At 63.7% G+C, this 26,115-nt stretch carries 21 protein-coding genes and 1 pseudogene; 8 read left to right on the plus strand and 14 right to left on the minus strand.

Annotated features, from left to right (window positions below; all coding sequences use genetic code 11):
* Window positions 1-801: a VacJ family lipoprotein gene (locus M7H45_RS01670; protein WP_298214071.1), complete on the minus strand. Its 801-nt coding sequence runs from the start codon at window positions 799-801 to the stop codon at window positions 1-3.
* 167 nt (window positions 802-968) lie between these two features.
* Between M7H45_RS01670 and metF the strand changes: the two genes are divergently transcribed.
* From metF to M7H45_RS01685, 3 genes are read left to right on the plus strand one after another with little or no spacing between them, the layout of a single operon-like run.
* Window positions 969-1,907 (plus strand): methylenetetrahydrofolate reductase [NAD(P)H], encoded by a 939-nt coding sequence (gene metF, locus M7H45_RS01675; RefSeq protein WP_298214073.1) that lies wholly within the window; start codon window positions 969-971, stop codon window positions 1,905-1,907.
* Window positions 1,908-1,910: 3 nt separating this feature from the next.
* On the plus strand, window positions 1,911-4,082 hold the full coding sequence (locus M7H45_RS01680; protein ID WP_298214075.1) for an ATP-dependent helicase: 2,172 nt from the start codon (window positions 1,911-1,913) through the stop codon (window positions 4,080-4,082).
* A complete protein-coding gene (locus tag M7H45_RS01685; RefSeq protein ID WP_298214077.1) occupies window positions 4,075-4,953 on the plus strand; it encodes a 50S ribosomal protein L11 methyltransferase in 879 nt (292 codons plus the stop codon). The genes M7H45_RS01680 and M7H45_RS01685 overlap by 8 nt, the downstream gene beginning before the upstream one ends.
* A 23-nt stretch (window positions 4,954-4,976) precedes the next feature.
* Here the strand turns inward: M7H45_RS01685 and M7H45_RS01690 are convergent, their stop codons facing one another.
* The 4 genes from M7H45_RS01690 to M7H45_RS01705 all read right to left on the minus strand — a co-directional run bounded on the left by M7H45_RS01690 (window position 4,977) and on the right by M7H45_RS01705 (window position 10,274).
* Window positions 4,977-6,098: an ABC transporter permease gene (locus M7H45_RS01690; RefSeq protein ID WP_298214079.1), complete on the minus strand. Its 1,122-nt coding sequence runs from the start codon at window positions 6,096-6,098 to the stop codon at window positions 4,977-4,979.
* Window positions 6,099-6,101: 3 nt separating this feature from the next.
* A complete protein-coding gene (rbbA, locus tag M7H45_RS01695) occupies window positions 6,102-8,837 on the minus strand; it encodes a ribosome-associated ATPase/putative transporter RbbA (RefSeq protein ID WP_298214081.1) in 2,736 nt (911 codons plus the stop codon).
* A complete protein-coding gene (locus M7H45_RS01700) occupies window positions 8,834-9,907 on the minus strand; it encodes an HlyD family secretion protein (protein WP_298214083.1) in 1,074 nt (357 codons plus the stop codon). Before M7H45_RS01700 ends, rbbA begins: the two co-directional genes overlap by 4 nt.
* Window positions 9,908-9,968: 61 nt before the next feature.
* Entirely contained in the window at window positions 9,969-10,274 is a 306-nt protein-coding gene (locus tag M7H45_RS01705) for a GTP-binding protein (protein WP_366145503.1), read from the minus strand.
* Between the two features lie 35 nt (window positions 10,275-10,309).
* On the opposite strand from M7H45_RS01705, the pseudogene M7H45_RS01710 reads away from it, so the two are divergent.
* Window positions 10,310-10,720 (plus strand): annotated as a pseudogene (locus M7H45_RS01710) (transposase); the annotation flags it as partial.
* A gap of 57 nt (window positions 10,721-10,777) precedes the next feature.
* Here the strand turns inward: M7H45_RS01710 and M7H45_RS01715 are convergent.
* The 5 genes from M7H45_RS01715 to M7H45_RS01735 form a co-directional block, all read right to left on the minus strand.
* Complete coding sequence (locus tag M7H45_RS01715) at window positions 10,778-11,752, minus strand: ABC transporter ATP-binding protein (protein WP_298214085.1); 975 nt, start codon at window positions 11,750-11,752, stop codon at window positions 10,778-10,780.
* The gene (locus M7H45_RS01720) at window positions 11,749-12,777 is read right to left on the minus strand and encodes an ABC transporter ATP-binding protein (RefSeq protein WP_298214087.1); all 1,029 of its coding nucleotides are present in this window, start codon (window positions 12,775-12,777) and stop codon (window positions 11,749-11,751) included. Before M7H45_RS01720 ends, M7H45_RS01715 begins: the two co-directional genes overlap by 4 nt.
* Window positions 12,767-13,741 (minus strand): ABC transporter permease, encoded by a 975-nt coding sequence (locus M7H45_RS01725; protein ID WP_298214089.1) that lies wholly within the window; start codon window positions 13,739-13,741, stop codon window positions 12,767-12,769. Before M7H45_RS01725 ends, M7H45_RS01720 begins: the two co-directional genes overlap by 11 nt.
* A 5-nt stretch (window positions 13,742-13,746) precedes the next feature.
* Entirely contained in the window at window positions 13,747-14,769 is a 1,023-nt protein-coding gene (locus M7H45_RS01730; protein ID WP_298214091.1) for an ABC transporter permease, read from the minus strand.
* Window positions 14,770-14,851: 82 nt separating this feature from the next.
* On the minus strand, window positions 14,852-16,519 hold the full coding sequence (locus M7H45_RS01735; protein WP_298214093.1) for an ABC transporter substrate-binding protein: 1,668 nt from the start codon (window positions 16,517-16,519) through the stop codon (window positions 14,852-14,854).
* Between the two features lie 273 nt (window positions 16,520-16,792).
* Between M7H45_RS01735 and M7H45_RS01740 the strand changes: the two genes are divergently transcribed.
* Both M7H45_RS01740 and M7H45_RS01745 read left to right on the plus strand, forming a co-directional pair.
* Window positions 16,793-17,251 (plus strand): PaaI family thioesterase, encoded by a 459-nt coding sequence (locus M7H45_RS01740; protein WP_298214095.1) that lies wholly within the window; start codon window positions 16,793-16,795, stop codon window positions 17,249-17,251.
* A gap of 13 nt (window positions 17,252-17,264) precedes the next feature.
* Window positions 17,265-17,666, plus strand: coding sequence for a PaaI family thioesterase (locus M7H45_RS01745; RefSeq protein WP_298214097.1), 402 nt, complete (start codon window positions 17,265-17,267; stop codon window positions 17,664-17,666).
* On the opposite strand, the gene M7H45_RS01750 is transcribed toward M7H45_RS01745, so the two are convergent.
* From M7H45_RS01750 to M7H45_RS01765, 4 genes are all read right to left on the minus strand, one after another.
* On the minus strand, window positions 17,663-18,988 hold the full coding sequence (locus M7H45_RS01750) for a TetR/AcrR family transcriptional regulator (protein WP_298214099.1): 1,326 nt from the start codon (window positions 18,986-18,988) through the stop codon (window positions 17,663-17,665). The genes M7H45_RS01745 and M7H45_RS01750 overlap by 4 nt on opposite strands.
* Window positions 18,989-19,069: 81 nt before the next feature.
* Window positions 19,070-20,221: an acyl-CoA dehydrogenase family protein gene (locus M7H45_RS01755; protein WP_298214100.1), complete on the minus strand. Its 1,152-nt coding sequence runs from the start codon at window positions 20,219-20,221 to the stop codon at window positions 19,070-19,072.
* On the minus strand, window positions 20,218-20,682 hold the full coding sequence (locus M7H45_RS01760) for a MaoC family dehydratase (RefSeq protein WP_298214101.1): 465 nt from the start codon (window positions 20,680-20,682) through the stop codon (window positions 20,218-20,220). Before M7H45_RS01760 ends, M7H45_RS01755 begins: the two co-directional genes overlap by 4 nt.
* Window position 20,683: 1 nt before the next feature.
* A complete protein-coding gene (locus M7H45_RS01765) occupies window positions 20,684-21,379 on the minus strand; it encodes a transglutaminase family protein (RefSeq protein WP_298214103.1) in 696 nt (231 codons plus the stop codon).
* A 138-nt stretch (window positions 21,380-21,517) separates the two neighbouring features.
* Here M7H45_RS01765 and M7H45_RS01770 point away from each other — a divergent pair, with 138 nt between their 5' ends.
* Both M7H45_RS01770 and M7H45_RS01775 read left to right on the plus strand, forming a co-directional pair.
* Window positions 21,518-23,203: an AMP-binding protein gene (locus M7H45_RS01770; RefSeq protein WP_298214105.1), complete on the plus strand. Its 1,686-nt coding sequence runs from the start codon at window positions 21,518-21,520 to the stop codon at window positions 23,201-23,203.
* A 143-nt stretch (window positions 23,204-23,346) separates the two neighbouring features.
* Window positions 23,347-26,067 (plus strand): DEAD/DEAH box helicase, encoded by a 2,721-nt coding sequence (locus M7H45_RS01775; protein ID WP_298214107.1) that lies wholly within the window; start codon window positions 23,347-23,349, stop codon window positions 26,065-26,067.
* Window positions 26,068-26,115 lie beyond the last annotated feature (48 nt).

The raw sequence follows: 26,115 nt of genomic DNA on the forward strand, positions 1-26,115 counted from the left end.
CTATTGCGCCTGGGGCGGGTACCAGTTGGGCCAGGTGCGTTTGTTGTTCGCCTGGATCTGCTGCATCTGCGACTCGCGCGATTGGCGATACAGGCTGCGGAAGGTGGCGTAGGGGTCGAGGGCAGTGGCGTTGATCTGGTCGATCGTGCCCAAAAGCTGCGCCCGGGTGTTGATGAGGTGAATCCCCATTTCCGAATAGCCGAAATCGTTAAGGGCGGTGCTCTCCGGGGCCGCCTCCATCGGCGTCGCGAACCATTGCACCGGCAGGTTCCAGAAATCACGCGCGCCCGAGGGGCCGAAGAAGGGGAGATAGAGATACGGCCCGGGAGGCGCGCCCCAGCTGGCCAAGGTGAGGCCGAAATCCGTATCGGTCTTCTTGAGGCCGAGGGCGCTGGCGGGGTCGAAGAAACCGCCGACCCCGGCGGTCGAGTTGATGATGAAGCGCAGCATGGAGGTGCCGGCGTCGCGCGGGTAACCGCCGGCCATGAAATTAAGCATCCGCGCGGGCTCGCCGATATTGGAGGTGAAATCCCCCACATGGTTGCGCATGCCCTGGGTGGTGACATGGGTATAGCCCTGGGCGATGGGCTTCATGAAATAGGTGTCGAGGGTGTTGTTCACCTTGAAGAAGACGCGGTTGGTCGGCTCGAGCGGGTCGTTCTGCTCTTGATAGGCCTGGTAGGCCGCCGTGTCCGATTTGGGGGGAGCCGTGGCGCAGCCCGCGAGGGTGAGGGCCAGGGTCACCCCCGGCGCCATGCAGGCCAGGCCGCGCCCGAGCCGCTGTTTCAATTTTCGCGTCATCCCTGCATGCCCTCCTGCTCCGCCAGCATGGGGCTGGCCTGCTGACATGTGTATGTCAGGGGCCCGCCGTCAACCACTCCGCGCGACTATACTTGGCCTGTGTCCCGCTTGCCACTTGCGCGATGCCCGCCAGCCTGCCACCACACCGGTTCACGGAGTTCGCAGTCATGAGCCATTCCCCCGCCCCCGAGACCTTGCGGCGCTGGGCCGAAACCACCCGCATCGCGCCGCTGCCGGCGCGCGCCGGCGCCGCCCCGCCCGCCATCTCCTTCGAGTTTTTTCCGCCCAAGACCCCGGCGCTGGAGGCGCAGCTCTGGGCCTGCATCGAGCGGCTGGCGGTGTTGCGCCCGGCCTTCGTCTCCGTAACCTATGGGGCGGGCGGCACCACCCAGGAGCGCACCCACGCCACCGTGCTGCGCCTGGTGAGGGAAACGAGCCTGACGCCCGCCGCCCATCTCACCTGCGTGGGGGCCACGCGGGAGGCGGTGGACGAGGTCGCCCGCCGCTACTGGCAGGCGGGGGTGCGGCATATCGTCGCCCTGCGCGGCGACCCGCCGAGCGGTGAGCGCTACGCGCCGTATCCGGGCGGCTATCCCTTCGCCGCCGATCTGGTCAAAGGGCTGCGGCGGATCGCGGATTTCGAGATTTCCGTCGCCGCCTATCCCGAGACCCATCCGGAGGCGGCGAGCCCAGAGGCCGATCTCGACAATCTCAAGCGCAAGCTGGATGCGGGGGCGGCCCGCGCCATCACCCAGGTCTTCTTCGACAATGCCGCCTTCCTGCGCTTTCTCGACCGCGCGGTGGCGGCGGGGATCACCGCGCCCATCGTGCCCGGCATCATGCCCGTCACCAATTTCGCCCAGGCGCGGCGCTTCGCCGAGACCTGTGGCACCCAGGTGCCGGGCTGGATGGCGGAGATGTTCGAGGGGCTGGATGACGACCTCGAGACCCGGCGCATGGTGGCGGCGGCGGTGGCGGCGGAACAGGTGCGGCTGCTCCAGGCCAACGGCATCGACGAATTCCATTTCTACACGCTGAACCGTCCGGACCTCACCTACGCCATCGCCCGGATTCTGGGCGTGAAGCCGGAGACCGGGGCGGGCTGAGCCATGGCGGCGTATCTGCAGGGGCTGAACCCGGCCCAGCGCGAGGCGGTGGAGAGCACCGAGGGGCCCGTGCTGGTGCTGGCCGGGGCGGGCACGGGCAAGACGCGGGTGCTGACCACCCGCTTCGCCCATATTCTGCTCAGCCGCCGGGCCTTTCCCAACCAGATCCTCACCGTCACCTTCACCAACAAGGCGGCGCGGGAGATGCGCGAGCGCGTGGCGCGGCTGATGGACGGGCCGGTGGAGGGGCTCTGGCTCGGCACGTTTCACGCGCTTTGCGCCCGCATGCTGCGCCGCTGGGCGGAGCGCGCGGGGCTGACGAGCGGTTTTTCCATTCTCGACACCGACGATCAGCTCCGCCTGCTCAAGCAGGTGATGGAGGCGGCGCGGATCGACTTCAAACGCTGGCCGCCCAACGCGCTGATGGCGCAGATCCAGCGCTGGAAGGATAAGGGCTTCATGCCCGGCGAGATTCCGGCGGGCGAAGGCTCGGATTTCGCCAATGGCCGGGCGGAGGAATTCTACGCCGCCTATCAGGCGCGGCTGCGCCAGCTCAACGCCGTGGATTTCGGCGATCTGCTGCTGATGATGGTGCATCTGTTGAAGACCGACGCGGAGGTGCTGACCTATTATCACCGCGCCTTCCGCTATATTCTCGTGGATGAGTACCAGGACACCAATCTCGTCCAGTATTACTGGCTGCGCCTGCTCGCCCAGGGGCATAAGAACATCTGCTGCGTCGGCGATGACGACCAGAGCATTTATAGCTGGCGGGGCGCCGAGATCGAGAATATTCTCAAATTCGAGCGGGATTTTCCCGGCGCGCGGGTCATCCGGCTGGAGGCGAATTACCGTTCCACCACGCCGATCCTCGCCGCGGCCTCCCACCTCATCGCCCATAATGAGGGCAGGCTGGGCAAGACCCTGCATGCGGGGCGGGGCGACGCGGAGGGCGAGCCGGTCGAGGTGATCTCACTGTGGGATTCGGAAGAGGAGGCGCGCATGGTGGGCGCGCGCATCGAGGCGCTCTGGCGTTCCGGCCATTCCCTCAACGAGATCGCCATACTGGTGCGCGCCGGGTTCCAGACCCGCGCCTTCGAGGAGCGGCTGCTCACCCTGGGCGTGCCCTACCGCATCGTCGGCGGGTTGCGGTTTTACGAGCGGCAGGAGATTCGCGACGCCATCGCCTATTTGCGGGTACTGGCCCAGCCGATGGATGATCTCGCCTTCGAGCGTATCGTCAACTTGCCCAAGCGCGGCGTGGGGGAGAGCGCGCTGCGCGCCCTGCACGAGGCCGCGCGGGCGCATGACCAGCCTCTCTACGCCGCGATGGCGCGGCTGGTGGCGGAAGGCGGGTTCAAAGGCAGGCTGGGGGCGACCCTGGCCCGGCTGCTGGCGCAATTCGGGCATTGGCGGGAGGTATTGGCGGCGCAGGGGCCGGTGGCGGCGCTGGAGGCGGTGCTGGAGGAGTCCGGCTATATCGCCATGTGGAAGGCGGATAAATCCCCGGACGCGCCGGGGCGGCTGGAGAATCTCAAGGAGCTGGTCCGCGCCCTCGCCGAGTTCGAGACGCTGGAGCTGTTTCTCGAACATGTCGCGCTGGTGACCGAGGCGGACCAGCAGGATGACGGGGCGCGGGTTTCGATGATGACGCTGCACGGGGCGAAGGGGCTGGAATTCGATACGGTGTTTCTGCCCGGCTGGGAGGAGGGGGTGTTCCCCAACCAGCGCGCTCTGGATGAGGGCGGCAATAAGAGCCTGGAGGAGGAGCGGCGCCTCGCCTATGTCGGCATCACCCGCGCCCGCCAGCGCGCCATCATCCTCCACGCCGCCAACCGCCGCATCTACGCCAACTGGCAAAGCTCCATCCCCAGCCGCTTCATCGAGGAGCTGCCGGAGGCTGTGCTGCGCCGCTCCGGCTCCGCCCGCCCGGCCGAGGCGCGGCCGGCCCCGGCGATGACGCGCTTCCCGCTCCAGGCGCGCCGGCCCGAGCCCTGGGAGGTACGGCCCCGCCCGGCGCGGGCGGAGTCGATTCCGGTGGGGACGCGGGTCTTCCACCAGAAATTCGGCTATGGCCGCGTCATCGCCGCCGAGGACGACCGGCTGGACGTGGATTTCGAGGCGGCGGGGGAGAAGCGCGTGCTCGACCGGTTCGTGGAACGCCAGGATGGCTGAGGAGATGCTGGATTGCATCTTCCTGCGCGTGCCCGCCGCGGCGATGGAAGCCTTCGAGGCGGCGCTCTCCAGCGTCTGCAAGGCGGTGTCCTTCTACCATGACGAGGAGGCGGATTTCTGGGATCTGCAAGGGGTGAAGGAGCGCGGCGCGGATGAGGCCGCCCTAGCCGCCGCCCTGGCCGTGGCGGAGATGCTGACCCGCCTCTCGCCGGCGCTGACGCGCGGGCTGGTGCCGGTGGGGGGGTGGCTCGCGCGCACGCAACAGGCCTTTCCGGAGCAGTTCATCGGCCAGCGTTTCGCCGTGCGCGGCACGCATATCCGGACGGCTCCGGCGCCCGGGCGCATCACGCTCACTTTGGATGCCGGGCTCGCCTTCGGCACGGGCGAGCATAACTCGACGCGCGGCTGCCTGGTGACGCTGGAGCGCCTGGCCCGCCGCCACCGCCCCGCCCGCAGTCTCGATCTCGGCACGGGCTCGGGGATTCTCGCCATCGCCGCGGCGAGGCTGCTGCACCGCCCGGTGCTGGCCACGGATATCGATGCGCGGGCGGCGCGGGTGGCGGCGGCCAATGCGCGGGTGAACGGGGTGGGCGGGCTGGTGCGGGCGATCCAGGCGGATGGCTGGGCGGACCCGCGCATCGCCGGCGCCGCGCCATTCGATCTGGTCTTCGCCAATATTCTGGCGCGGCCGCTCTGCGCGATGGCAGCGCAACTCGCCGCGCATCTGGCGCCGGGCGGGCGGGCCGTGCTGGCCGGGCTGCTCGCCACCCAGGCGAACTGGGTGCTGGCCGCCCACCGCCGCGCCGGGCTGGTGCTAGAGGAACGGCTGGAGGACGGGGCGTGGTCGATTCTGACGGTGAGACGGGGATGAGGAGTTCCTTACCGCCTGGCCGTTCACGCCATGGTGGCGATGGTGCTGCGGAACCGGGTCTGGGCCCAGAGAAACAAACCCGTGCCGATCAGCGCCAGGGCCAGGAATTGCGGCCACACGACCGCGAACCCGGCCCCGCGGTAAAGGATGGCCTGCGCCAGGATGACGAAATGCGTGTTCGGAGCCGCCTGCATCATATATTGGATGGCGACGGGCATGCTCTCGCGCGGCGTGCTGGCCCCCGAGAGCAGTTGCAGCGGCAGCAGCACCAGCATTAGCAATAGCCCGAATTGCGGCATCGAGCGGGCCAGGGTGGCGAGCAATATGCCCATGGCCGTCGTGGCGAAGAGTTGCAGCGCCGCGCCGGCCAGGAATAACGGCACGGACCCCTCGATGGGCACCGCCAGCAGGCCCTGCACCACCACAATAAGCGAAACGGCGCTGACCGTGAGCACGACCAGCGCCATCGCCCAGATTTTGCTGACCATGATCTCGAACGGCGTCACCGGCATCACCAGCAGATGCTCGATCGTCCCATGCTCGCGCTCGCGGATCAGCGCCGCGCCGGTCAGCACGATCGAGAGCATGGTGATGGCGTCGATGATCTGCATGACCCCGCCGAACCAGGATTGGTTCAGATTGGGATTGAAGCGGGCCCGCAAGGCGAGATCCACGGGCAGGCGGGATACCGCGCGGTAGCGCTGGGCGAAGGAGGCCACCTCGCCGGTAACGATGCTCTGGATATAGCCGCTGCCGGTAAAGGCCTGGCTCATGCGCGTGGCGTCGACATTGAGCTGGATGGTCGGCGCCCGCCCGGCGAGAACGTCCCGCTGGAAATCCGGCGGAATGTCGAGCGCGAACGTGTCGCGCCCGGCATCCATGCGCGAATCCATCTCCGGAATGCCGATCATGGCGGGCGGTGTGAAGTAAGGCGGATAAAAGGCGCTGTCGATGCGCAGGGATAAGGGAGACTGATCTTCGTCGACGATGGCGATGGGCGCGCGGTTCAATGTCTCGGGAAGCGCCGTCGCGGCGATGTAAACCGAAAACGTGAAGGCATAGACGATCAGCACCATCATGATCGGGTCGCGCGCCAGGCTGCGCAATTCCTTGATCCCGAGATTGAAGATATTGGCCGGGTTCACGGCTCAGCGCTCCTGCTTGTTCAGGAAAAACACGCAAACCCCCAAAAGAACGGGGATCGTCGCGGCGAGCGGCCAGAATGACCCGTAAAGATCGTGGAAGTATAAAGCCTTGGAAAAGGTTCCCCGGGAAATGTCGAGAAAATGGGTGGTCGGATAGACCTCGCCGATCAGCCGCCCCATGCCCTGCAGGGAGGAGACCGGATCGATCATGCCGGAAAACTGGATGGCGGGAATGATGCTGAGAATGGCCGTGCCGAAAATCGCCGCGATCTGGCTGTTCATGAAAATCGAGATCAACAGGCCGATGGCGGTGGCGCAGGTCACGTAGAGCAGCGCGCCGAAGGCGAGGGTGAGGAAGCCGCCCTTCATCGGCACGCCGAACAGCAAGACCGCCAGCAGGAACAGCAGGAGAAAATTCACCATAGCCAGAATGATGTAAGGAAGCTGCTTGCCCAGAAGAAACTCCAGCCTCGTCACCGGCGTCACGTAGAAATTGATGATGGAGCCCAGCTCTTTTTCCCGCACCACGCTGAGAGCGGTGAGCATGGCGGGGATGAGGAGCAGCAGCAGCGGCAACATGGCGGGAACCATGGCGACGATGCTCACCACATCCGGGTTGTAGCGGTAGCGGATTTCGAGATTGAACAACCCGGCCGGCGGCGTGCCCCCCGGCATTTGCGCCTCCTTCCGCGCCAGCCATTGGGCGTGGATCGCCTCCATATAGGCTTTCACCGTCTCTGCGCGCATCGGCATCGCGCCGTCGATCCACGCCCCCACGGAAACCGGGTCACCCCGTTCGACATCCCGGGCGAAATGGGGCGGCAGCTCGATGGCGAGGGCCAGCTCGCCGTCCCGCATCCGCCGGTCGAGATCGGCGTAGTCGCGCAATGGCGAGCGATCGATGAAATAGGGCGAGCCGGCGATATTGAGGGCGTAATCACTGCTCATGGTGGTCTGGTCATGGTCCAGCACGGCGAAGGTGAGGTTCTGCACGTCCAGGCTGACGCCAAAGCCCATGACCAGCATAAGGATCACCGAGCCGAGCAGAGCCAGGGTGAGGCGGATCGGGTCGCGGCGCAATTCCAGCGCCTCGCGCCTGGAATAGCTGAACATGCGCCGCGGGTTGAACCAGCCAGGGGAGCGCGGCGTCGGGGCGGGCGGATCGGCGATGGGCGCCAGCGCCGCGCTCTCCGCCGTTCCGGTCTCTTTGGTGGCATCCTCGAGGTAACCGATAAAGGCGTCCTCCAGCGTGGCCGCGCCGCGCGCCGCCATCAGCTCCGCGGCGGAGCCGATCACCAGCACCCGGCCCGCATGCATCAAAGCCACGCGGTCGCAACGCGCCGCCTCGTTCATGAAATGGGTGGAGATGAAGATCGTCACCCGGTCCTGCCGGGAAAGATCGGCGAGGCTCTGCCAGAAAGAGTCCCGCGCCACCGGGTCAACGCCGGAGGTCGGCTCGTCCAGGATCAGCATGTCCGGCCCGTGGATCATCGCCACCGCAAGGGAGAGGCGCTGGCGCTGGCCGAGGGGCAGAGTGCCGGGCAAGGCGTCCATCAATCCCGTCAGTTCGAAACGCCGCGCCATTTCCTCCACGCGCCCCGCTATGTCCGCGGCGGGGAGCTGGAACAGCTTGGCATGCAAAACCAGGTTCTGGCGCACGGTCAGTTCGGAATAGAGCGAGAAGGATTGCGACATGTAGCCGACGCGGCGGCGGGTCTGAAGATCGTTGGCATCCACCTCATGGCCGAACAGCCTTGCCTGACCCTCGGTCGCGGGCAGCAGGCCGGTGAGCATTTTCATCGTCGTGGTTTTGCCGCAGCCATTGGAGCCGATGAAACCGAAAATCTCCCCCCGCTCGATCCGGAAATCCACGTGATCGACGGCGACGAAATCACCGAAACGGCGGGTCAACCCCTTGGCCTCGATGGCGGTTTCCGCCTCGCCCGGGGGGCGGGGCGGGATATGCACGGGTTTATGGGCGCGGCGTTTTTCCTCCGGCAGCAGGGCGATGAACACCGCCTCCAGGGAGTTCGCGCCGGTCTGGCGCTGCAGCTCCGCCGGGCCGCCAGTGGCGAGAACCCGCCCCGCATCCATCGCCAGCAGCCAGTCGAAGCGCGCCGCCTCCTCCATATAGGCGGTCGCCACCATCACGCTGAGCCCAGGCCGCCCGGCGCGGATGCGGCCGATGAGCTCCCAGAACTGCCGCCGCGATAGCGGGTCCACGCCGGTCGTCGGCTCATCGAGGATCAGCAGGTCGGGGTCATGGATCAGCGCGCAGCACAAGCCGAGTTTCTGCTTCATGCCGCCGGAGAGATGCCCGGCGGCGCGCTCCGCGAAGGGGGCGAGGCCGGTGGCGGCCAGCAACTCGCCGATCCGCGTCCGCCGCTCCGCCTCCGCCTGGCCGAACAACCGGGCGAAGAAGTCGATATTCTCGAAAACCGAGAGTGTGGGGTAGAGGTTGCGCCCCAGCCCTTGCGGCATATAGGCGATGCGCGGGCACACCCGGGCGCGATGGGCCGGATCGGCGATGTCGCCGCCCAATACCTCCACCCGGCCTTCCTGCACGCTGCGCGCCCCGGCAATGAGGGCGAGCAGGCTGGATTTGCCCACGCCATCAGGGCCGATTAGCCCTGCCATCCGCCCGGCGGGGATCTCCACGCTCACCTCCGCCAGCGCGTGCGTGGCGCCATAGCGCAGCCCCACGCCGCTCAGCCGCGCGACCGGGGCGCTGCCGCTCATTGCGGCAGCTTGACGGCCAGGGCGGGAGGCCAGGGGCGGCTCGAATCGAGCCGGACATAGGCCACGCCCGGCAGGCCGGTTTTCACCCCGCGTATGTATTTCTTGAGCAAGGCGGGGTCGATGCGCGCCTTGATGCGGAACATCAGCTTGGTCCGTTCCTCCGGGGTTTCCACCGTTTTGGGGGTGAATTGCGCGACATCGGCGACGAGGGAGATGCGCGCCGGGATCACATATTGCGGGAAGGCATCGAGCACCAGCCGGGCCTCATCGCCCATGCGCAGCTTGCCGGCATCCGCCGTGGGCAGGAAAAATGTCATGTAAACATCGCTGAGATCGATCATGTTCAGCAGCTTGCCGCCGGCGGGTAGAACCTCCCCCGGCTGGGCGACGCGATACTGCACCCGGCCCTCCCGCGGGGCGCGCAGCGTGCTGTCGTCGATATCCGCCTGGATGCGGTCGATCTCCGCCCGCGCCGCCTCCACCGCCGCGCGCGCGCCGATCACCTGCGATTGCGCCGCCGTGACCGCCGCCTGCGCGGCGGCGAGATTGGCCTGCTCCGCGCTCACCGCCGCCTGGGCGCCGAGAAGATTGTCGCGGTCGTCATCCAGGGTTTGCTTTGGCACGGCGCCGCGCGGGGCGAGCGTTTCCGAGCGGGCGAGGCGGCGCTGGGCCGCGTCGCGCTCCGCCTCCCGCTGGGCGACCCGGGCCTGGGCCGCCGCCACCTCGGCCTGGTGCTGGGAGACGAGGCTCTGCGCGGTCTGGACGTTGATCGCCGCTTCCTGCATCTGGGCCACCGCCGCGGCGCGCTGGGCCTCCAGCACCGAGACGTCCATATGCGCCACCACCTCGCCGGCGGTGACGAAATCTCCCTCATCGACCAATATATCCTTGATGCGCCCGGCGATCTTGGTGGCGATATCGATATCCGTCGCCTCGACCCGGCCATTGCCGCTGGCGAAGCCGGGGCCTAACCCCTTGGGCTGCAACGCATACCAGGCCAGACCGCCCGCCAGTAAAACCGCCACGGTGAGCAGAAGGGTGAGCGGCCAATGCCGTTTCAGCCAGCGCATGGGAGTTCTGCCCGCGCCACGACGGCAAGTTTTACGAATGAAGGGAAGGGAGGGACATGTTTCATTTTGGCTCCAGGTGGCAACCCTTGCCGGTATTGATCTGCCAGGCGGGCAGGCCGGTGGCGGATGCGCTCGGCATCCAGCCCGGGGTCTGCTGGTCGCCCTCGATGACCGCGTTGGGAAATTCATCCTGCAGGGCCGCGATGGTGCGCACCAGCAAGGTCGTTTTGCCCGCGCCGGGGGAGGAGACGAGGTTCGTCCGGCTCAGCCCCGGCGTGTGGGCATGGGCCGGGTGGGCGTGATCATGGTCATGATGATGGCCGGCCTCCTCATGCTCATGGCCGCCGCAGCCGCCTACCCCGCACATGTCAGGAAACCTCCATCCGGCTGATGCGCATCACAATGACTTGGACTGAAACCGCTCGGCGGCGATACTGCCGTGATGGCTTGCGCTGTGCAAGCAACCTTACCGATGCCGAATGGGTTTTGATCGCGCCGTTCATGCCGTCGCGGGCACGGCTTGGCCGGCCGCGCTCTGTGTCGCTGCGCGTGATTATTGAAGTGATGCTCTACATGTTATCCACTGGCTGCGAGTGGAGGCAAGTCCCCAGGGAGTTCGGGACCTTCACAACGGTACAGGCATATTTCTACCGCTTCAGCCGTGACGGCACGCTGATACGGATCAACCAAACGCTGGTCGCGTGGGCACGGGAGCTGGCTGGACGCATGGCATCGCCAAGCGCGGGCGTGATCGATAGCCAGCCGGCGAAAACGACCGAGGCGGGCGAGCCGCGCGGGTTCGGCGCGGGCAAAATGAGCATGTCGGCTTCGTGCGGGCGGCGAGTTTTGGCACGCCCGGGCGTGTCAATGTCAAGCCAAGGGAAAATGGCAGGCAACGGCGCGGCCATCGGCTCCTGGCGCCAGTGCCGGGATCTCCGCCCGGCAGCGCTCCTGGGCGAAGGGGCAGCGCGTATGAAACCGGCAGCCGGGCGGCGGGTTGATGGGGCTGGGCGGCTCACCCTGCGGCATGATGCGCGGCTTGGCCTCGTCCAGCGTCAGCTCCGGCACCGCCGAGATCAAAGCCGCGGTGTAGGGATGCGCCGGTCGATGCAGGACCGCATCCGTCTCGCCCAATTCGACGATGCCACCCAGATACATGACCGCCGTCCGGGTGGCGATCTGGCGCACCACGCTCAGATCATGCGCGATGAACACATAGGTAAGACCGAATTTTTCCTGAAGGTCCATGAACAGATTGATGATTTGCGCCTGCACGGAGACATCGAGGGCGGAGACCGGTTCATCCGCCACGATCAGGCTGGGGGAGAGCGCCAAACCCCGGGCGATGCCAATGCGCTGGCGCTGACCGCCGGAAAATTCATGAGGGTATCGCCGCAAATGGTCCGGCGCCAGATTGACGAGCTCCATCAATTCCAGCAGCCGCGCCTGCACCCCGGCCTCGTTCAACGTGCCATGAACGCGCAGGGGCTCAGCGATCAAATCGCCGATGCGGCGGCGCGGGTTGAGTGAGGCATAAGGGTCCTGAAAGACCATCTGCATTTCGGCGCGCAAGGGCCGCAGGGCCCGCTGGCCGACGCGGCTGATGTCCCGGTTTTTGAACAGGATTCGGCCCGAATCAATTTCATAAAGCCGCAAAATGCAGCGTCCGAGCGTGGATTTCCCGCAGCCGGATTCGCCCACCAGCCCCAGGACCTCTCCCGGATACACATCCAGCGATACATTTTTGAGGGCTTGCAGAATTTGCACGCCGCCCTGGCGGAACCGGCTCCCCAGCCGGAAGTTTTTAGAAAGAGTCTCGATACGCAGCAGGGGAGGAGGGGTCATGCCACCGTCTCCTCATGACCGGCGGGAAGCTGGCTCCAATCCGGCGTGCCATGTTCGGCCAGATAGCAGGCGGCCTGCCGCGCATCGGCTCCGAATAAAGGCGGGCGGACGGAGCAAACCTCCATACGGAAGGCGCAGCGGGGTTGAAACGGGCAGCCAGCCGGGCGGCTGAGCGGTGCGGGCGGGCTGCCGGGGATTGAGGGCAGGCGGCGCAGCCGGGGTCCGCGCATGGGCGGGATGGAGCGCAACAGCCCGAGCGTGTAGGGGTGGCGCGGGGCGCGCAGCACCTCCGCCTTTGCCCCCTGTTCCGCGACGATTCCGGCATACATTACCAGTACCCGGTCCGAGACTTGAGCGACCACGCCCATATCATGGGTGATGAGAATGACGGAGGAGCCGAAATCCCGCCGCAGCCGCTGGATGAGGTCGAGGATTTGCGCCTGCACGGTCACGTCCAGCGCGGTGGTCGGCTCGTCAGCGATGAGCAGGGACGGGTTGCAGGAAAGCGCCATGGCGATCATCGCGCGTTGGCGCATGCCACCGGAGAGCTGATGCGGATAGCGCGTAGCCGCCTTTTCCGGCGCGGGAAACCCCATCTCCCCCAGCAGCTCGACCGCGCGCTTGCGCGCCGCGGCGCGGGAGAGGGGTTGATGGGCGCGCAACTGCTCGATGATCTGCCAGCCGATGGTATAGACGGGCGTCAGCGCCGTCATGGGATCCTGGAAGATCATGGCGATTTCCCCGCCCCGCAGCCGCCGCATCTCGCGAGCGCCGGCTTGCAACAGGTCCTCGCCCTTATAGCGGATCTCCCCTCTCAGCTCGGCATTGGGGTCGGTGATCAACCGCATGACCGCAAGCGCGGTCATGCTTTTGCCGGAGCCGGATTCGCCAACAATGCTGAGAATTTCCCGCTGGCCGACGGTGAAGGAGACATCTTCAAGGATACGCACTCTTCCGTGCTCAGACCGGAAGGAGACGCAGAGATTCCGCACATCGAGCAGCGGAGGCGAATTTTCAGCTTGCATTGCGCACGCGCGGGTCGAGCCAGGCATAGGCGATGTCCACCACGGCATTGGCGAAGACGACGAAAACCGACGAATACATCACGGTGGCCATGATGAAGGGAAGGTCGAGAGTCTGCAAAGCCTCGTAGGTGAGCCGCCCCACCCCGGGAAGATTGAAAACAACCTCGGTGAGCAGGGCGCCGCCGCCCACCAGCGCGCCGAAATCCAGCCCGAACATGGAGACAAAGGTGATAAGAGAGGTGCGCAGCGCATGACGGAACATGATCCGCGCCTCGGACAACCCCTTGGCCCGGGCCGTGCGGATATAATCCTCCTGATATGCCTCCACCAGATTCGCGCGCAGCACCCGGCCATAAAGCCCGATATAAAGGATGGCGAGGGTGATCCAGGGAATGACCAGCCCCTTGAACCACATCCAGGGGTCCTGGGTGAGCGGTGTGTAGCCCAGCCCTGGCACCCAATGGAACAGGAAGCTATTATGCCAACGGGATTGGGTGAGAAGATTGGCGACCGAACCCACCCAGAAAACCGGCATGGACACGCCGACCAGGCTGAGAAACATCAGCCCCCGGTCGAGCAGGCTGCCCCGCGTGGCCGCTGCCGCTACGCCGACCAGAATGCCAAACACCACCCAGATGACCGCCGCGCCCAGAACCAAAGAAAGCGTGACCGGCGCCGCCTCGATGACCGCGGGAATCACCTTCTGCCCGCGATTCACGAAAGAGGTGAGATCCCGCTTGATGAACAACTTATCCATCATCTTGGCGTATTGCACCGGCAAGGGCTGATCGAAGCCGAAGGAGTGGCGCACTTGCGCCAGCACTTGCGGGGTGGCGTTGCGCCCGGCGATGCGCGCCGCCGGATCCGCCCCTGGCGTGGCGAAAAATATGCCGAACACCACCACGCTGATGCCGAGCATCACGAACAGCATCTCGGCCAGGCGGCGAAGGACGGGAAGCAGCATCGGCCTCAATCCTTCCGCACACGCAGCTTGGCGCGCGGGTCGAGAGCGTCGCGGACGCCATCGCCCAGAAAGTTGAGTGCCAGAACGGTGATGACGATCGCCAGCCCCGGCGCGACGGCGACCATCGGCTGGGTATAAAGCAGGCCCTCGCCGTCCTGGATGATCGTGCCCCAGCTTGCCGCGGGAGGCTGCACCCCGATGGAGAGGAAGGAGAGGGCGGATTCCGTGAGCATGTTAAGCGCCATCATCAACGGTGCGAAGACGATGAGCGTGGGCGCCACGTTGGGCAGAATATCCTTTGACAGGATGCGGAAACCAGGCACGCCCAGGCAGCGGGCCGCCAGCACGAAGTCGCTCCGGGAGAGGGAAAGCACCTGGCCGCGAATGGGCCGCGCGACATAAGGCACATAGACGATGCCGATGATCGCGATAGGAATCAGGAGGCTGTTGGAGGGGATATTGATGGGGCCGATTTGCAGCCCCGAACTGATGATGACGATGGAAAGCGAGATGGCGAGCAGATAGACGGGGAAGGCCCAGAGCACATCGAGCAGCCGGGCGAGGATGATATCCGTCCAACCCCCGGCGAACCCCGCGACGGTGCCGACCAGCGCCGCCAGCACCAGCGTGACGATGGTGGAAAAAAAAGCGATGATGAGCGAATTGCGCCCGCCATAGAGAATACGCGCCGCGACATCCCGTCCCTGCCCGTCGGCACCCAGAAAATACTGCCCATGCCAGGTCGGGCCGATGGGGTTAACACCCAAGCCGAGCCCCGCGCTGTCCGTCTGCATGATGTCGACGCTCTGGCCGTGGATGGTGATCTGGCCGGCCGGGTTGGACTGAAACGGGTCCGTGTGGGAGACGTAGCGCGCATAAAGCGGTGCCGCGCAGCAGGCGAGGACGATGAGACACAGCACCAGCACGGCTCCCATCGCCGTGCGGTCACGCCGGAGCTTGCGGAACGCCTCGGCCCACGGCCCCTCGGCTCTCGGAGCCGCCCCGCTGGCGGAAGCGGGTTCAGGCATTGGCGGCCATTATAGAAAAGTCACGGCGGCACGGCGGTAGGAGCCGCCATGCCCGGTCAGGAGGCTCAGGCATAAAGCTCCCTTACTGCACCCAGACCTGGGAGAACAGCAAGTGAAACTGATCACTGAAGGTGAAATTGCCAACCCGGCTGGAGACGAAATTGAGCTGCTTCGGCGTGAACATCGACACCCAGGGCGCCTGGTCAGTGATTTCCCGGTCCAGCTGGGCCCATTGCTTGTTCGCGGCCTTAGGGTCGGAGACGGCGGTGACCAGCGCCTGGTGAATTTGGGCGTCGATATTCTTGTCACAGAATCCGGATATATTGACGGACGCGTCGGAGCCGGGATGGAAGGAGCCGCAACTCAGCAGCACGTTGATGAAATCCGAGGCGGCGGGGTAATCCTGGTACCAGTCGGTAATGCTGATCTGGACATGGTTGTTGGTGTTCTGGATATAGGTGAACTCAATATCGCCCGAAATTATCTTCAGCGTTGCCTTGAAGCCGAGCTGGTTGAGCACGCTGACGAGATAGGTGCCAAGGGCCGGGTTCACATTTTGATCATCGGTGATCACCGTCACCTTCTGTCCTGCCTGCCCGGAAGCCTTCATATATTGCATGGCCTTGTTCATGTCCGGCGCGGTCCATGTCGTGCCTGGAGTCTTGGTATAAGGGCAATAGGGCTCATAACCGGGGAAGTTGGGCGGCAGAATCTGGCAGCTGGGCACCGCCAGGCGCGGGCCGCCGTAAATATTGACGGCGGCGCGGCGGTTGAAGGCGTAATTGACGGCGAGCCGGGCGTCTTTATTGTTGAAAGGCGGAAGATTGACGTTCATTGCCGCATAATAAATCGCCAGCATCTGATTGATGTGGATCTGCTTGGGGTATTTGCTCGCCATTTCCGCCAAGCGGTCCGGCGGCGGCGCGTCGAACATCCAATCCGCGTCTCCGTTTTCCACCGCCGTCACTTCATCCTCCGGCTTGGCGCCGAAATTATAGACGATTTTATCCACATAGCCCGGGGGTTGCGCATCCTGGCTCCAGGCTTTGAAATACGGATTGCGCTGCATCACCAGCTGCTTTTGCGGGTCGTAGCTGGTGATCATATAAGGGCCGGTGGCGGCGGCCGCGGTGGTGCCCAGATCATGGGCGGGGGTATCCGGCGGCAGAACATCCCCAAAGGGCGTGGCGAGCTTATAGAGAAATTCCGGATCCGGCTGGGTGAGGTGGAAGGTCACCGTATTGGCGCTGTCATTTGCCACAACCCCGCCCGCCAATGTGCAGCTGGCGGGGGTTTGCAAGCAGGCATCCGCCCCGACGATGACATTATACCAGGATCCCGCGTTGGGGCTGCTCACCTTGAACAGGCGCTGGAAGCTGGCGACAACGTCATCCGGCGTCACATCCTGGCCGTTTGAGAATTTGATGCCCTTGCGCAAGGTGAAGGTATAAGTTTTGCCCCCATCCTGGGGCTGGGGAATCGCGACCGCGAGGTCTGGCACCAGTGTGTTGCTGTCCGGGCCAGAGGTGCGCTTGAACGTGAGGAGACCGTCATTGGTCAGCACCAGCAGGGACCAGAACTGGCTGGTGTAATTGATCTGCGGGTCCAGCGTGCCGGCCGCTGAGGCGGCGGTGAGGCGAAGCGTGCCCCCTATATGATTATCCGCCCGCGCCATATTTGAAGCGCTCGCCACGCCTGCGGCGGCGAGCGCCGCCAGGACCGGACCTCGAAGATTCTTACGCATAGACATATGATGATCCCCATTGACGTTAGGTGGCGACAGGGCCTCATCCTGGCCCGTTTGGGCCTCTGGATGGGCCGATTGATTTTATTTCCACGACCGGACCCGCCATGCGCGGCATGGCAAGTATCCAGACAATCATATTTTTGTCATGATGCCAAGGCGGCGGCGCCTGCCGGAACAGCCCAGTCATCATGGCGCCCCGGCGATGCCGCGTGACACCAAGACGGGCCGCGCTTATCCGGTCTTGACAAATCTGGGACCGCAACGCGTATGGAGCGTATGGACCAGAAGCAGATAGACGAAATTGCCGCAGCCTGGGCTTCCCGCAAGTTCGGCCTGGTCAATGAAATGAAGCTGAAACTCGAGCATGTTTCAGCCAATGGGGTACAGATCCGTATGCCCTTCAATCCTGAGTTTTGTGCTGATGTCGAACAGACGCTTTTGCATGGCGGCATCCTTACCGCGCTTCTGGATAGCGCTTTCGGGTTGGTGAATTTCTGCGCCATTCCCGGTCTCTTGACGATGGCCACGCTGGATCTGCGCGTGGATTATCTGCGCCCGGCCCGCTCCCGCGCCGACGTCATCGTTCTGGCGAAATGCTATCGCGAGACCCGCCATATCGCTTTTGACAGCGGTACCGTCTGGTTCGATGGCGACGAAACCACCGAGATCGCGCGGGGCGCCGCCGCCTTTGCCCTTACGCGGGGTGACGGCGCTATGTTCCAATCTCCCTTATAAACGAAGGCCGGACATGACACCCGAATCGGTCAATTCTCATATCGGGCGCGTCCCGTTTTTCCGTTTTCTCGCTATTTCCGTTCTTACCATAGACGAAATGCATGCCGAAGCCGAGATGGCGTTCTCTCCTCGCGTGATCGGCAATCCACAAAAAGAATATTATCATGGCGGGATCATCGCGAGCTTCATGGAGGCCATGGCCGCGATCGTGGTAAAGCCTGAATTTGACCCGCTGCCGGCCAAACCGATCAATCTCACCGTTGACTATCTGCGCCCGGCTATGAAGGGGCCGCTCAAAGGCCGGGCCACCGTTACCCGCAAGGGAAAACGCATGGCCAGCGTGTGGACCGTCTCGTGGCAAGAGAGCGAAACCCAACCGGTTGCGGAAGGGCTGTACCATTTTCTGCTGGTTTAGCCGTCTCCCATCTTCCCCGCCGGCTTGCAGATCCCATCCAATAAAAGACCTGTTAGCATGGCGGAAAGCTCCTCCAGGCTCTCATAACCCGGATTGTTCCTTTTATTCTGGTCGAACCAGGTAACGGTCCAATTCAGCGCGCCGAGCATGGCCTGGCGCAATGGTTTGATTTCAATGTCGGGACGCAAAACGCCTTTTTCCTGGGCCTCGCGCAGCAGATCATCCCATATCTTTCCGTAATCCTGGCGGATACGCCGATGCCGCTGGCGCAGCTCCTTGGGAAGCATTCCAAAGCTGCGAATATTGGCGGAGGTAAACTCGCTGGCGCTGAACAAGCAGGACAGATGCGTGGCGATCGCCGTGGCGATCGCGGCCCGATAATCCCCGCTTTGCCTGGACTGGCTCACCGCCTCGCTGACGCCGGTGATAAGATCGGTAAGCCCGGTACGCAGCACCTCGTCGATAATTTTTTCTTTGGATTCGAAGTGATAATAAACGCTGCCGGGTTCCATTTTCGCCTCGGCGGCAATCCGGCGTATCGTGGTCGCCTTGTATCCGCTATCCCGGAGAATGCGGGCGGCGGCTTTCAATATATCAAGCCGGGTCTGGGCGGATTTCACCCCGAATTGCGCGATTACAATTTGTCCCGCTGTCATCGCTACCGGCGGTACGGATGCACTGTCGCTTTTGACGCACATGCCATCGAGTAGCAATTTGGTCATCCGTTTTGACAACGCGCCGACAGGATACCGGCCGGCATCGTACCATTCCACCGTCCAGTTCATCGCGCTCAGAATGAATCGCGACATGGAGCGCAAGGCGATATCCTCGCGCAGCGCACCGGTTTCGGAGGCCCTGGTCAGAAAATGCTGCCATAAACCGGCATAAGCATGGCGGAGCCGCCGATGCGGCGCGCGCAACTCCTCCGGCAGCATGGGATAATTCCGGATATTCGCAGATGTGAAATCGCTTTTCGTCAATAAAAAGCGCAGATGCGTTTCCACCAGCCGGCCGAGTGTTTCCCGAAAGGGGGCCCCTCCGGCCTCAGCCTCCTCGATGAGGGTTTTCAACTCCACATAAAGGCTGCGAACACCGATATCGAGAACTTCTGCAAGAATTTGCTCTTTTGACGTGAAGTGATAATAAATACTGCCGGCTTCAAGTCTCGCCGCCCGCGCGATCTGCTGCATCGTGGTGGCCTGGTATCCCTGATCGCGGAACAGCTTCGCCGCCGTGGTCAAAATATCGCTGCGGGTTTTTTCCGATTTCCTGGGCTGCTCATCAACTCCGCTGGACGGCGGCGATATTCCGTGACTGCTCATATTCGCCTGTTCGGCTTGAAAGGTAAATATTTCAAAATTAATCCTGTTTTTCGAATATCACAGCCAAAATAGCCATCCTTTTTACTCCGGCAATTCCAGCACCGCCTTGGCGAGTATGTTGCGCTGGATCTCATTGGAGCCGCCATAGATTGTCGATGGCCTTGCCTTGTAGAAGCTGGACAGGATGTCCACCCCAACATTGTTGATTTGCAGTGGCCCCACCGTGCCGCCATCGGGACCGGCAGCCTCGATCATCAGCTCGGTGATGCGCTGGAACGTCTCTGTTACCCATACTTTTAATATCGAGACATCGGAGCCCAGCGTCTCGCCACGCTTCAGCTGATCGGCGAAACGGGTATAAAGCGCCGCGTGATCCTCCACGTCCAGCGCCGCCTGGGCGAAGCGGTCCCGGAACACCGGATCCTCGAAGGCGCCGCGCCCGCGCGCGAAGCCTTCCAATTGAATAAGAGCATTCTGCGCGAGGTTGGGCGAGCCGATGAAAATGCGCTCGAAGCTGAGCAGCGCCTTCGCCATCGTCCAGCCCTTGTTCATCTCGCCCACCAGATTCTCACGCGGCGTGCGGGCATTATCTAAAAATACCTCGCAAAACTCCTCTTCTCCCGCGAGCGTCTTGATCGGGCGCACCGTGATGCCGGGCTGATCCATCCGCGCCAGCAGGAAGCTAATGCCCTGCTGCTTTTTCGGCGCGTTGGGGTCCGTGCGCACCAGCATGAAAATATGGGTGGCGTCCTGGGCCATGGTCGTCCAGATTTTTTGGCCGTTGATGACGAACTCGTCTCCCTCCAGCACGGCCTGGGTACGCAGATTGGCGAGGTCGGAGCCTGCCCCCGGCTCGGAATAACCCTGACACCAAATGGTTTCATAACTCAGAATGCGCGGCAACCAATGGTCCTTTTGCGCCTGGGTGCCAAAATGGAGGACCAGCGGCCCCACCATCTGCACGCCCATATCCACGCCGCGGCTTACACCCAGACGCTGTTCTTCATCGTAGAGGATGAGTAGCTTCGCCGGGTTCAGCCCCATGCCGCCATATTCCGCCGGCCAGGCCGGCGCGCTCCAGCCCGCGGCGTGCAGCTTTTGCAGCCAAGGGCGAAGCTCGTGAATGCGCGGCCGATGGGCCGCGTGGCGCAGCGTGGCCGGATATTCGGTTTCGAGAAACCGCCGGACCTCCTGACGGAAATCGGCATCGCTCATATCGTTCCAGTTTTTCATGATGTGGGTCCCGGCTCGCTCAAGGCGGGCTTGCGCTTCATCATCGCCATGGATTGCGTGGTGAAAACCAACTCACCATCCGGATTTCGCGCTTCGATGGTGTATTGCAAAATTCCCCGATCGGGCTTGCTCCGCGATGGGGTGATGGCATTCACGATCAACTCCACATCCAGGGGCTCGTCTGGATGCACAGGCTTGAGCCAGCGAAAATTATCGAACCCCATCCCGCCGATATTGGCCATGGTGGTCATCATTTCGGTCATGATCGGCTTGAAGACCTCGAGCAAGGTTTGGAATCCGGACGCGATCAGCCCGCCGTGAATTTTCGTGGCGTATTCCTCGTCCAGATGGAGTTGTTGCGGGTCCCACTCCCGGGCGAAACCCATGATCGATTCTTTGCTCATCGGCGCGGTCCGGAACCGGAAAACCTGACCGGCTTGAAAATCCTCGAGATATTTCATTTTATCCTCTAGTTGGCGCGAATCCCGCATCCACCCCTTCGGCTCCGCGCCCGGTGCGGTCGCGGCTGAACTCTCCCAGCTTTGGATAGGTCTCCCGGAATAATTGCAAATATTCCTCGACCGGCGGGTCTGCGAACACGCCGCGATCATTCACATATTCCATATGGCGGCGGTTCTTTTCGTCATATTCGTGGAACAGCGCGTCGTGATAGCCGTCAAAAATCAAGGGTTTGACGCCAAAGCGTTCGCAGAGCTCCATGTTGAAGGCCGGCGTTACCTTATAAGGCTGGCCCTCCAGCCAAAGCTGGACATAGCCATGGAAGATGAAAAGATCGGTGCCCATCAACTCGCGCAGCTTGGGGGTGCTGAGATGATTGCGCACATCCGCGAAGCCCAGCGCGGCGGGGATGCCGGCCGCACGCAGGCAGGCCGTCAACAAAATCGCTTTCGGCACGCAGAAGGAGGAGGCCATAGTGGCGATGCGGCTGGCATAATAGCCTTCCGGCTCCAGCTCGAACGTGTAAGGGTCGTAGCGGATGTCGTCGCGCACCGCCTCGAACAGGCGTACGGCTTTTTCCCGGTCGGACGCATCACTCGCCAGGCTGGCCAGCGCCTTGTCCACAAAACCGCGCACCTCGGGGCTGTCGCTCTCCACGAAGCGGGTGGGTGAAAGAAATTTTTGGGCCTCTTCGGGCAAAATTTTTCTGGACCGTTCCATTATCAGGGCCTTCCCCTTAAAATCTAACAGATGTTAGATTGCGCTGGTGACGCCGCATCGTCAATGGCGATCACCGCCGCGTTTGGCTGCCTTAAATAATACGGATGAGGATAAAAAATGAAGCCCTCCTATGTCGTCGGGGAAACGACGCCGCCGCTGTTCAACATGACCATCGGCGAGGCTCTCGAGCGAGCCGCGTCGAACTGGCCGGCGGGCGAGGCCCTGGTCTGTCCGGCGCAAGGGGCGCGTCTCACCTGGCGCGATCTTGATCGCCGGGCTGGGGAGATCGCGGCGGGGTTTCTTGCCCGCGGGCTGAAGCCAGGCGAGCGGGTCGGCATCTGGTCGCTCAACCGGCTGGAATGGGTTCTTACCCAATTCGCCTGCGCCAAGGCGGGGTTGATCCTGGTCACGGTCAACCCGGCGTATCGGCTCTCGGAGCTGGAATATGCCCTCACCAAGGTGGATATGAACGCCATCGTCATATCTCCTCCTTTCAAGACCAGCGATTATGGCGGGATGATTTTGACCCTCGCGCCCGAGCTCGCCACCTCTTCCCCTGGCCAGCTGCGTTCCGGCCGCCTTCCCTTTTTGCGCCTCGTGGTACAGATGGGCGAGGAGCTCATTCCCGGCGCGCTCTCCTTCGCCGCGCTCGAGCAGGAAGGCCGGGCGGCGGGAGCCGAGGCGCTGAGGGCCGTGGCGGCGGGTTTGCGGCCCAGCGACCCGGTCAATATCCAATTCACGTCCGGCACCACCGGCGCCCCCAAGGGGGTCACGCTCAGCCATCATAATATATTGAATAACGGCTATATGATCGGCGGCTATCTCGGCCTCGCCCCGGATCAACGATTCTGCGTCCCGGTGCCGCTCTACCATTGCTTCGGCATGGTCGTGGGCAATCTCGCCTGCCTCACCCATGGCGCGGCGATCGTCCTGCCCGGCGAAGGCTTCGACCCGCTGGTCACCCTGCAAACCCTGGCGGATGAGCGCTGCACCGTGGTGAACGGTGTTCCCACCATGTTCATCGCCGAGCTTGAGCATCCGCGTTTCGCGGAATTCGATCTGAGTTCCATGCGCTCGGGGATCATGGGAGGCAGTCCTTGCCCGATTGAGGTGATGCGTAAGGTGATTAGCCAGATGCACGCCCCCGATATGACCATCGGCTATGGCATGACGGAGACGTCCCCCGCCAGCTTCCAGACTTCCCCGGATGACCCGCTGGAGCGCCGCGTTTCCACCATCGGCCGGGTTCATCCCCATGCGGAGGCCAAGATCATCGACACGGCCACGGGCGCCATTGTGCCTTGCGGAACGCCGGGAGAATTATGCGTGCGCGGCTACGCGGTTATGCTCGGCTATTGGAATGACGAGGCGCAGACCGCCAAGGCCATCGACGCCGAGGGGTGGATGCATACCGGCGACCTCGCCGTGCTGGACGAGGATGGATATTGCCAGATCGTGGGGCGGATCAAGGACATGGTCATCCGGGGCGGCGAGAACCTCTACCCCAGAGAGATCGAGGAATATCTCTACACCCATCCTAAAATTATGGATGTTCAAGTATTTGGGGTGCCGGATGAGCGGTATGGCGAGGAATTATGCGCCTGGGTCATCCTGCGCGAAGGGCAGGAGATGAACGCCGAGGAGTTGCGCGCCTTCTGCCGGGGGCAAATCGCCCATCATAAAATTCCGCGCTACGTTAAATTCGTGGCCGAAATGCCGACAACCGTGACCGGCAAGATCCAGAAATTCCGGATGCGGGAAATGATGGTGGAGGAGCTGAGCGCTATCGGCCTGACCGGCTAGCGCGGTGCCCCAGGCGGCGCTTTTGGCAACGCAGCCACCCTCCTGTTTTTCCTTCGCGGCTCTGGCCTTTTCCGGTGAAGCCGGTATTAAGCCCTTTCGCCCGGCCACGCGCCGGATAAGTTCAAGGAAGCCGAGGTGAGCCGATGCCGGTGCCGTTTTCCGCCGAGGATTTTGATCGCATCTTCGATTCGGCCATTATCCGCCGGGCGCAGAGCGTTCTCGCGCTCGGTTTCGTGAAGGATGTGGCGCTGAGCGGCGACACCATCGAGGGTGTGGTCGAGGATATGGACGGCACGCGGCGCGTTACCACGCTCACCCCCGAGAGAAAGGGCAGCCGCATCTCCTTCGCGGAGCGGGAATGCTCCTGTGGGGAGCGGGGCTGCCGCCATCTGGCCGCCACCGCCCTCGCGGCCCTCGCGAAATTTCCGGCGCTGCGCAAACCCGCGCCGGCCTCGGTGATCGATAGCTTTATTCCCATTCGGGAGCCGAACCATACCCCGCCCCCCGCGCGTCCGCGCCCCACGGGCCGGCGCGCCCGCCCGCCCGCCACCCTGCTGGCCGTTACGCCGGAGGCGCCCGAGCCGGGGGGGACGGTGCTGGAGCGCCCGGCCGTGCCGGTGCTGCGCCTGCGCCGGGTGCATGGGCCGGACGAATTCAACCGTCAGCGTATGATCGATGTCCTCACCCTGGATTTCGACTATGGCGGGGTGAGGGTGGATGGGGCCGATGAGAGCCCCTTCATCCGGGTGCGTTCCGGCGGCCAGATCGCCTTCATCCGCCGCGATCCGGCGGCGGAGGCAGCGGCGCTCGACCTGCTGCGCCCGGACGGCTTCGTGCAGATGCGGGTGGCGGATGGCAAATCCGCCCGGGGCCAGCGGGTATTGGTCTTTCGCGGCGAGGAGGCCGCCGCCAAATGGCACCATTTCGTCGCGGTGCGCGTGCCGGAACTCACGGCGTTGGGTTGGCATAGCCAGATCGACGCCAATTTCGGCCCGCAAATGGCTGATCAGGTCGGCAGCCTTGATATGGTGGTGCAGGACGGGGAAAAGGGCAGCTTCTCGCTCGAATTCGGCATCGAGATCGATGGCGAGCGCCACCCTCTTCTCCCCATTCTCGAAAACCTGCTGGCGCGCGGCGGCATCGAGGCGGCGCAGATCGTCGAGGGCGAGATCATCACCTCGCTCGAGGATGGGCGCGTCATCAAACTGCCGGAGGACCGCATCCGGCGCTTGCTCGCGGTCATGGGCGATCTGATCGAGGCCGCCGGCCGCACGGCGGAGAAACATCTGGTGCTGCCGGTGGGCGCCGCGGCCACCGTGCTGGACCTTGAGGAGGTGCTCACCACTTCCTGGCAGAACGCGGCGGATATCGAGGCTTATGTCGAGCGCTTCCGGGGCGAGCCGGAGATCATCCCGGTCGAGGTTCCGGCGGCGTTCCGGGGGGCGCTGCGTCCCTATCAGCAGCAGGGCGTGGACTGGCTCCAGCATCTCGCCAGCCACGGCTTGGGCGCGTTCCTGGCGGATGACATGGGCCTCGGCAAGACGGCGCAGACCATCGCCCATATTTGCGTGGAGCATGCGGAAGGGCGGCTGACCTCTCCAGCCCTGATCGTCGTTCCCACCTCGCTGGTGGCCAACTGGACGGCGGAGCTGCGCAAATTTGCCCCGCATCTGAAAATCGAGGTGCTGCACGGCATGGAGCGGCACGAAAAACGCAAAAACCTCGACGAGGTGCAGGTGGTTATCACCACCTACACGGTGTTGACCCGCGACATCGAATTCATGCGGCCCTTGCCCTGGCACATGGCGGTGCTGGACGAGGCCCAGGCGATCAAATCCCCCGAGGCGCGAGCCACCCGCGCGGTCTGCCAGCTCAAGGCGACCCATAAAATCTGCCTTTCCGGCACCCCGATCGAAAACAATCTTGATGAATTATGGTCGCAATTCGCTTTTCTCATGCCAGGTCTTCTGGGTGACCGGCGGGGTTTCACCAAGCGTTTCCGCACACCCATCGAGAAAAATGGCGATCCGGAGGTGCGGGCGCAGCTGATCCACCGCATCCAGCCCTTTATCCTGCGCCGGACCAAGCAGGAAGTCGCGACGGAATTGCCGCCCAAACACACGATCCTGCGGCGCATCTCTCTCGCCCCGGACCAGCGGGCGCTGTACGAGACGATACGCGGCACGCTCTATGAGACCGTGAAGGAGCAGATGGCCGAGCGCACCCTGGCGCAAAGCCGGGTCATCGTCCTCGATGCGCTGTTGAAATTACGGCAGGCCTGTTGCGATCCGCGCCTGGTGAAGCTCGGCAATGGGCGCGGCACGGAAAGCTCGGCCAAGCTCGACGATCTGATGGAGATGGTAGGCGAGCTCATTCCCGAGGGGCGGCGTATTCTGGTCTTTTCCCAATTCACCTCGATGCTCGACCTCATCAAGCCGCGCCTGGCGGAGGCGGGCATTTCCTTTGTCGAGCTGCGCGGCGATACGCGCGACCGCGCCACCCCGGTGCGCCGTTTCGAGGCGGGGGAAGTCCCGCTCTTCCTCATCTCGCTGAAGGCGGGCGGGCGCGGCCTTAATCTCACCTCGGCGGATACGGTTATCCATTACGACCCGTGGTGGAACCCGGCGGTCGAGGCCCAGGCCTCCGACCGGGCGCACCGCATCGGCCAGACCAAATCCGTCTTCGTCTACAAGCTCATCGCCTCGGATACGGTGGAGGAGCGGATTTTGGAATTACAGCAGCGCAAGGCGGAGCTGGCGAGCATCGCCTTCCAGGAGGGAGGCGGTCTGGCCTTCAATGCCGAGGATATCGACTTTCTGTTCGGCCAGGCGGAGCAGATGGAACCCGAGGCCGAGGCGGCCTGACCCTGCTCCTTACCGGACATGGTGGATTTTGAGGGTGGACTCCCCATC

The organism is Acidocella sp., assembly GCF_027352905.1.
Lineage (GTDB): Bacteria > Pseudomonadota > Alphaproteobacteria > Acetobacterales > Acetobacteraceae > Acidocella.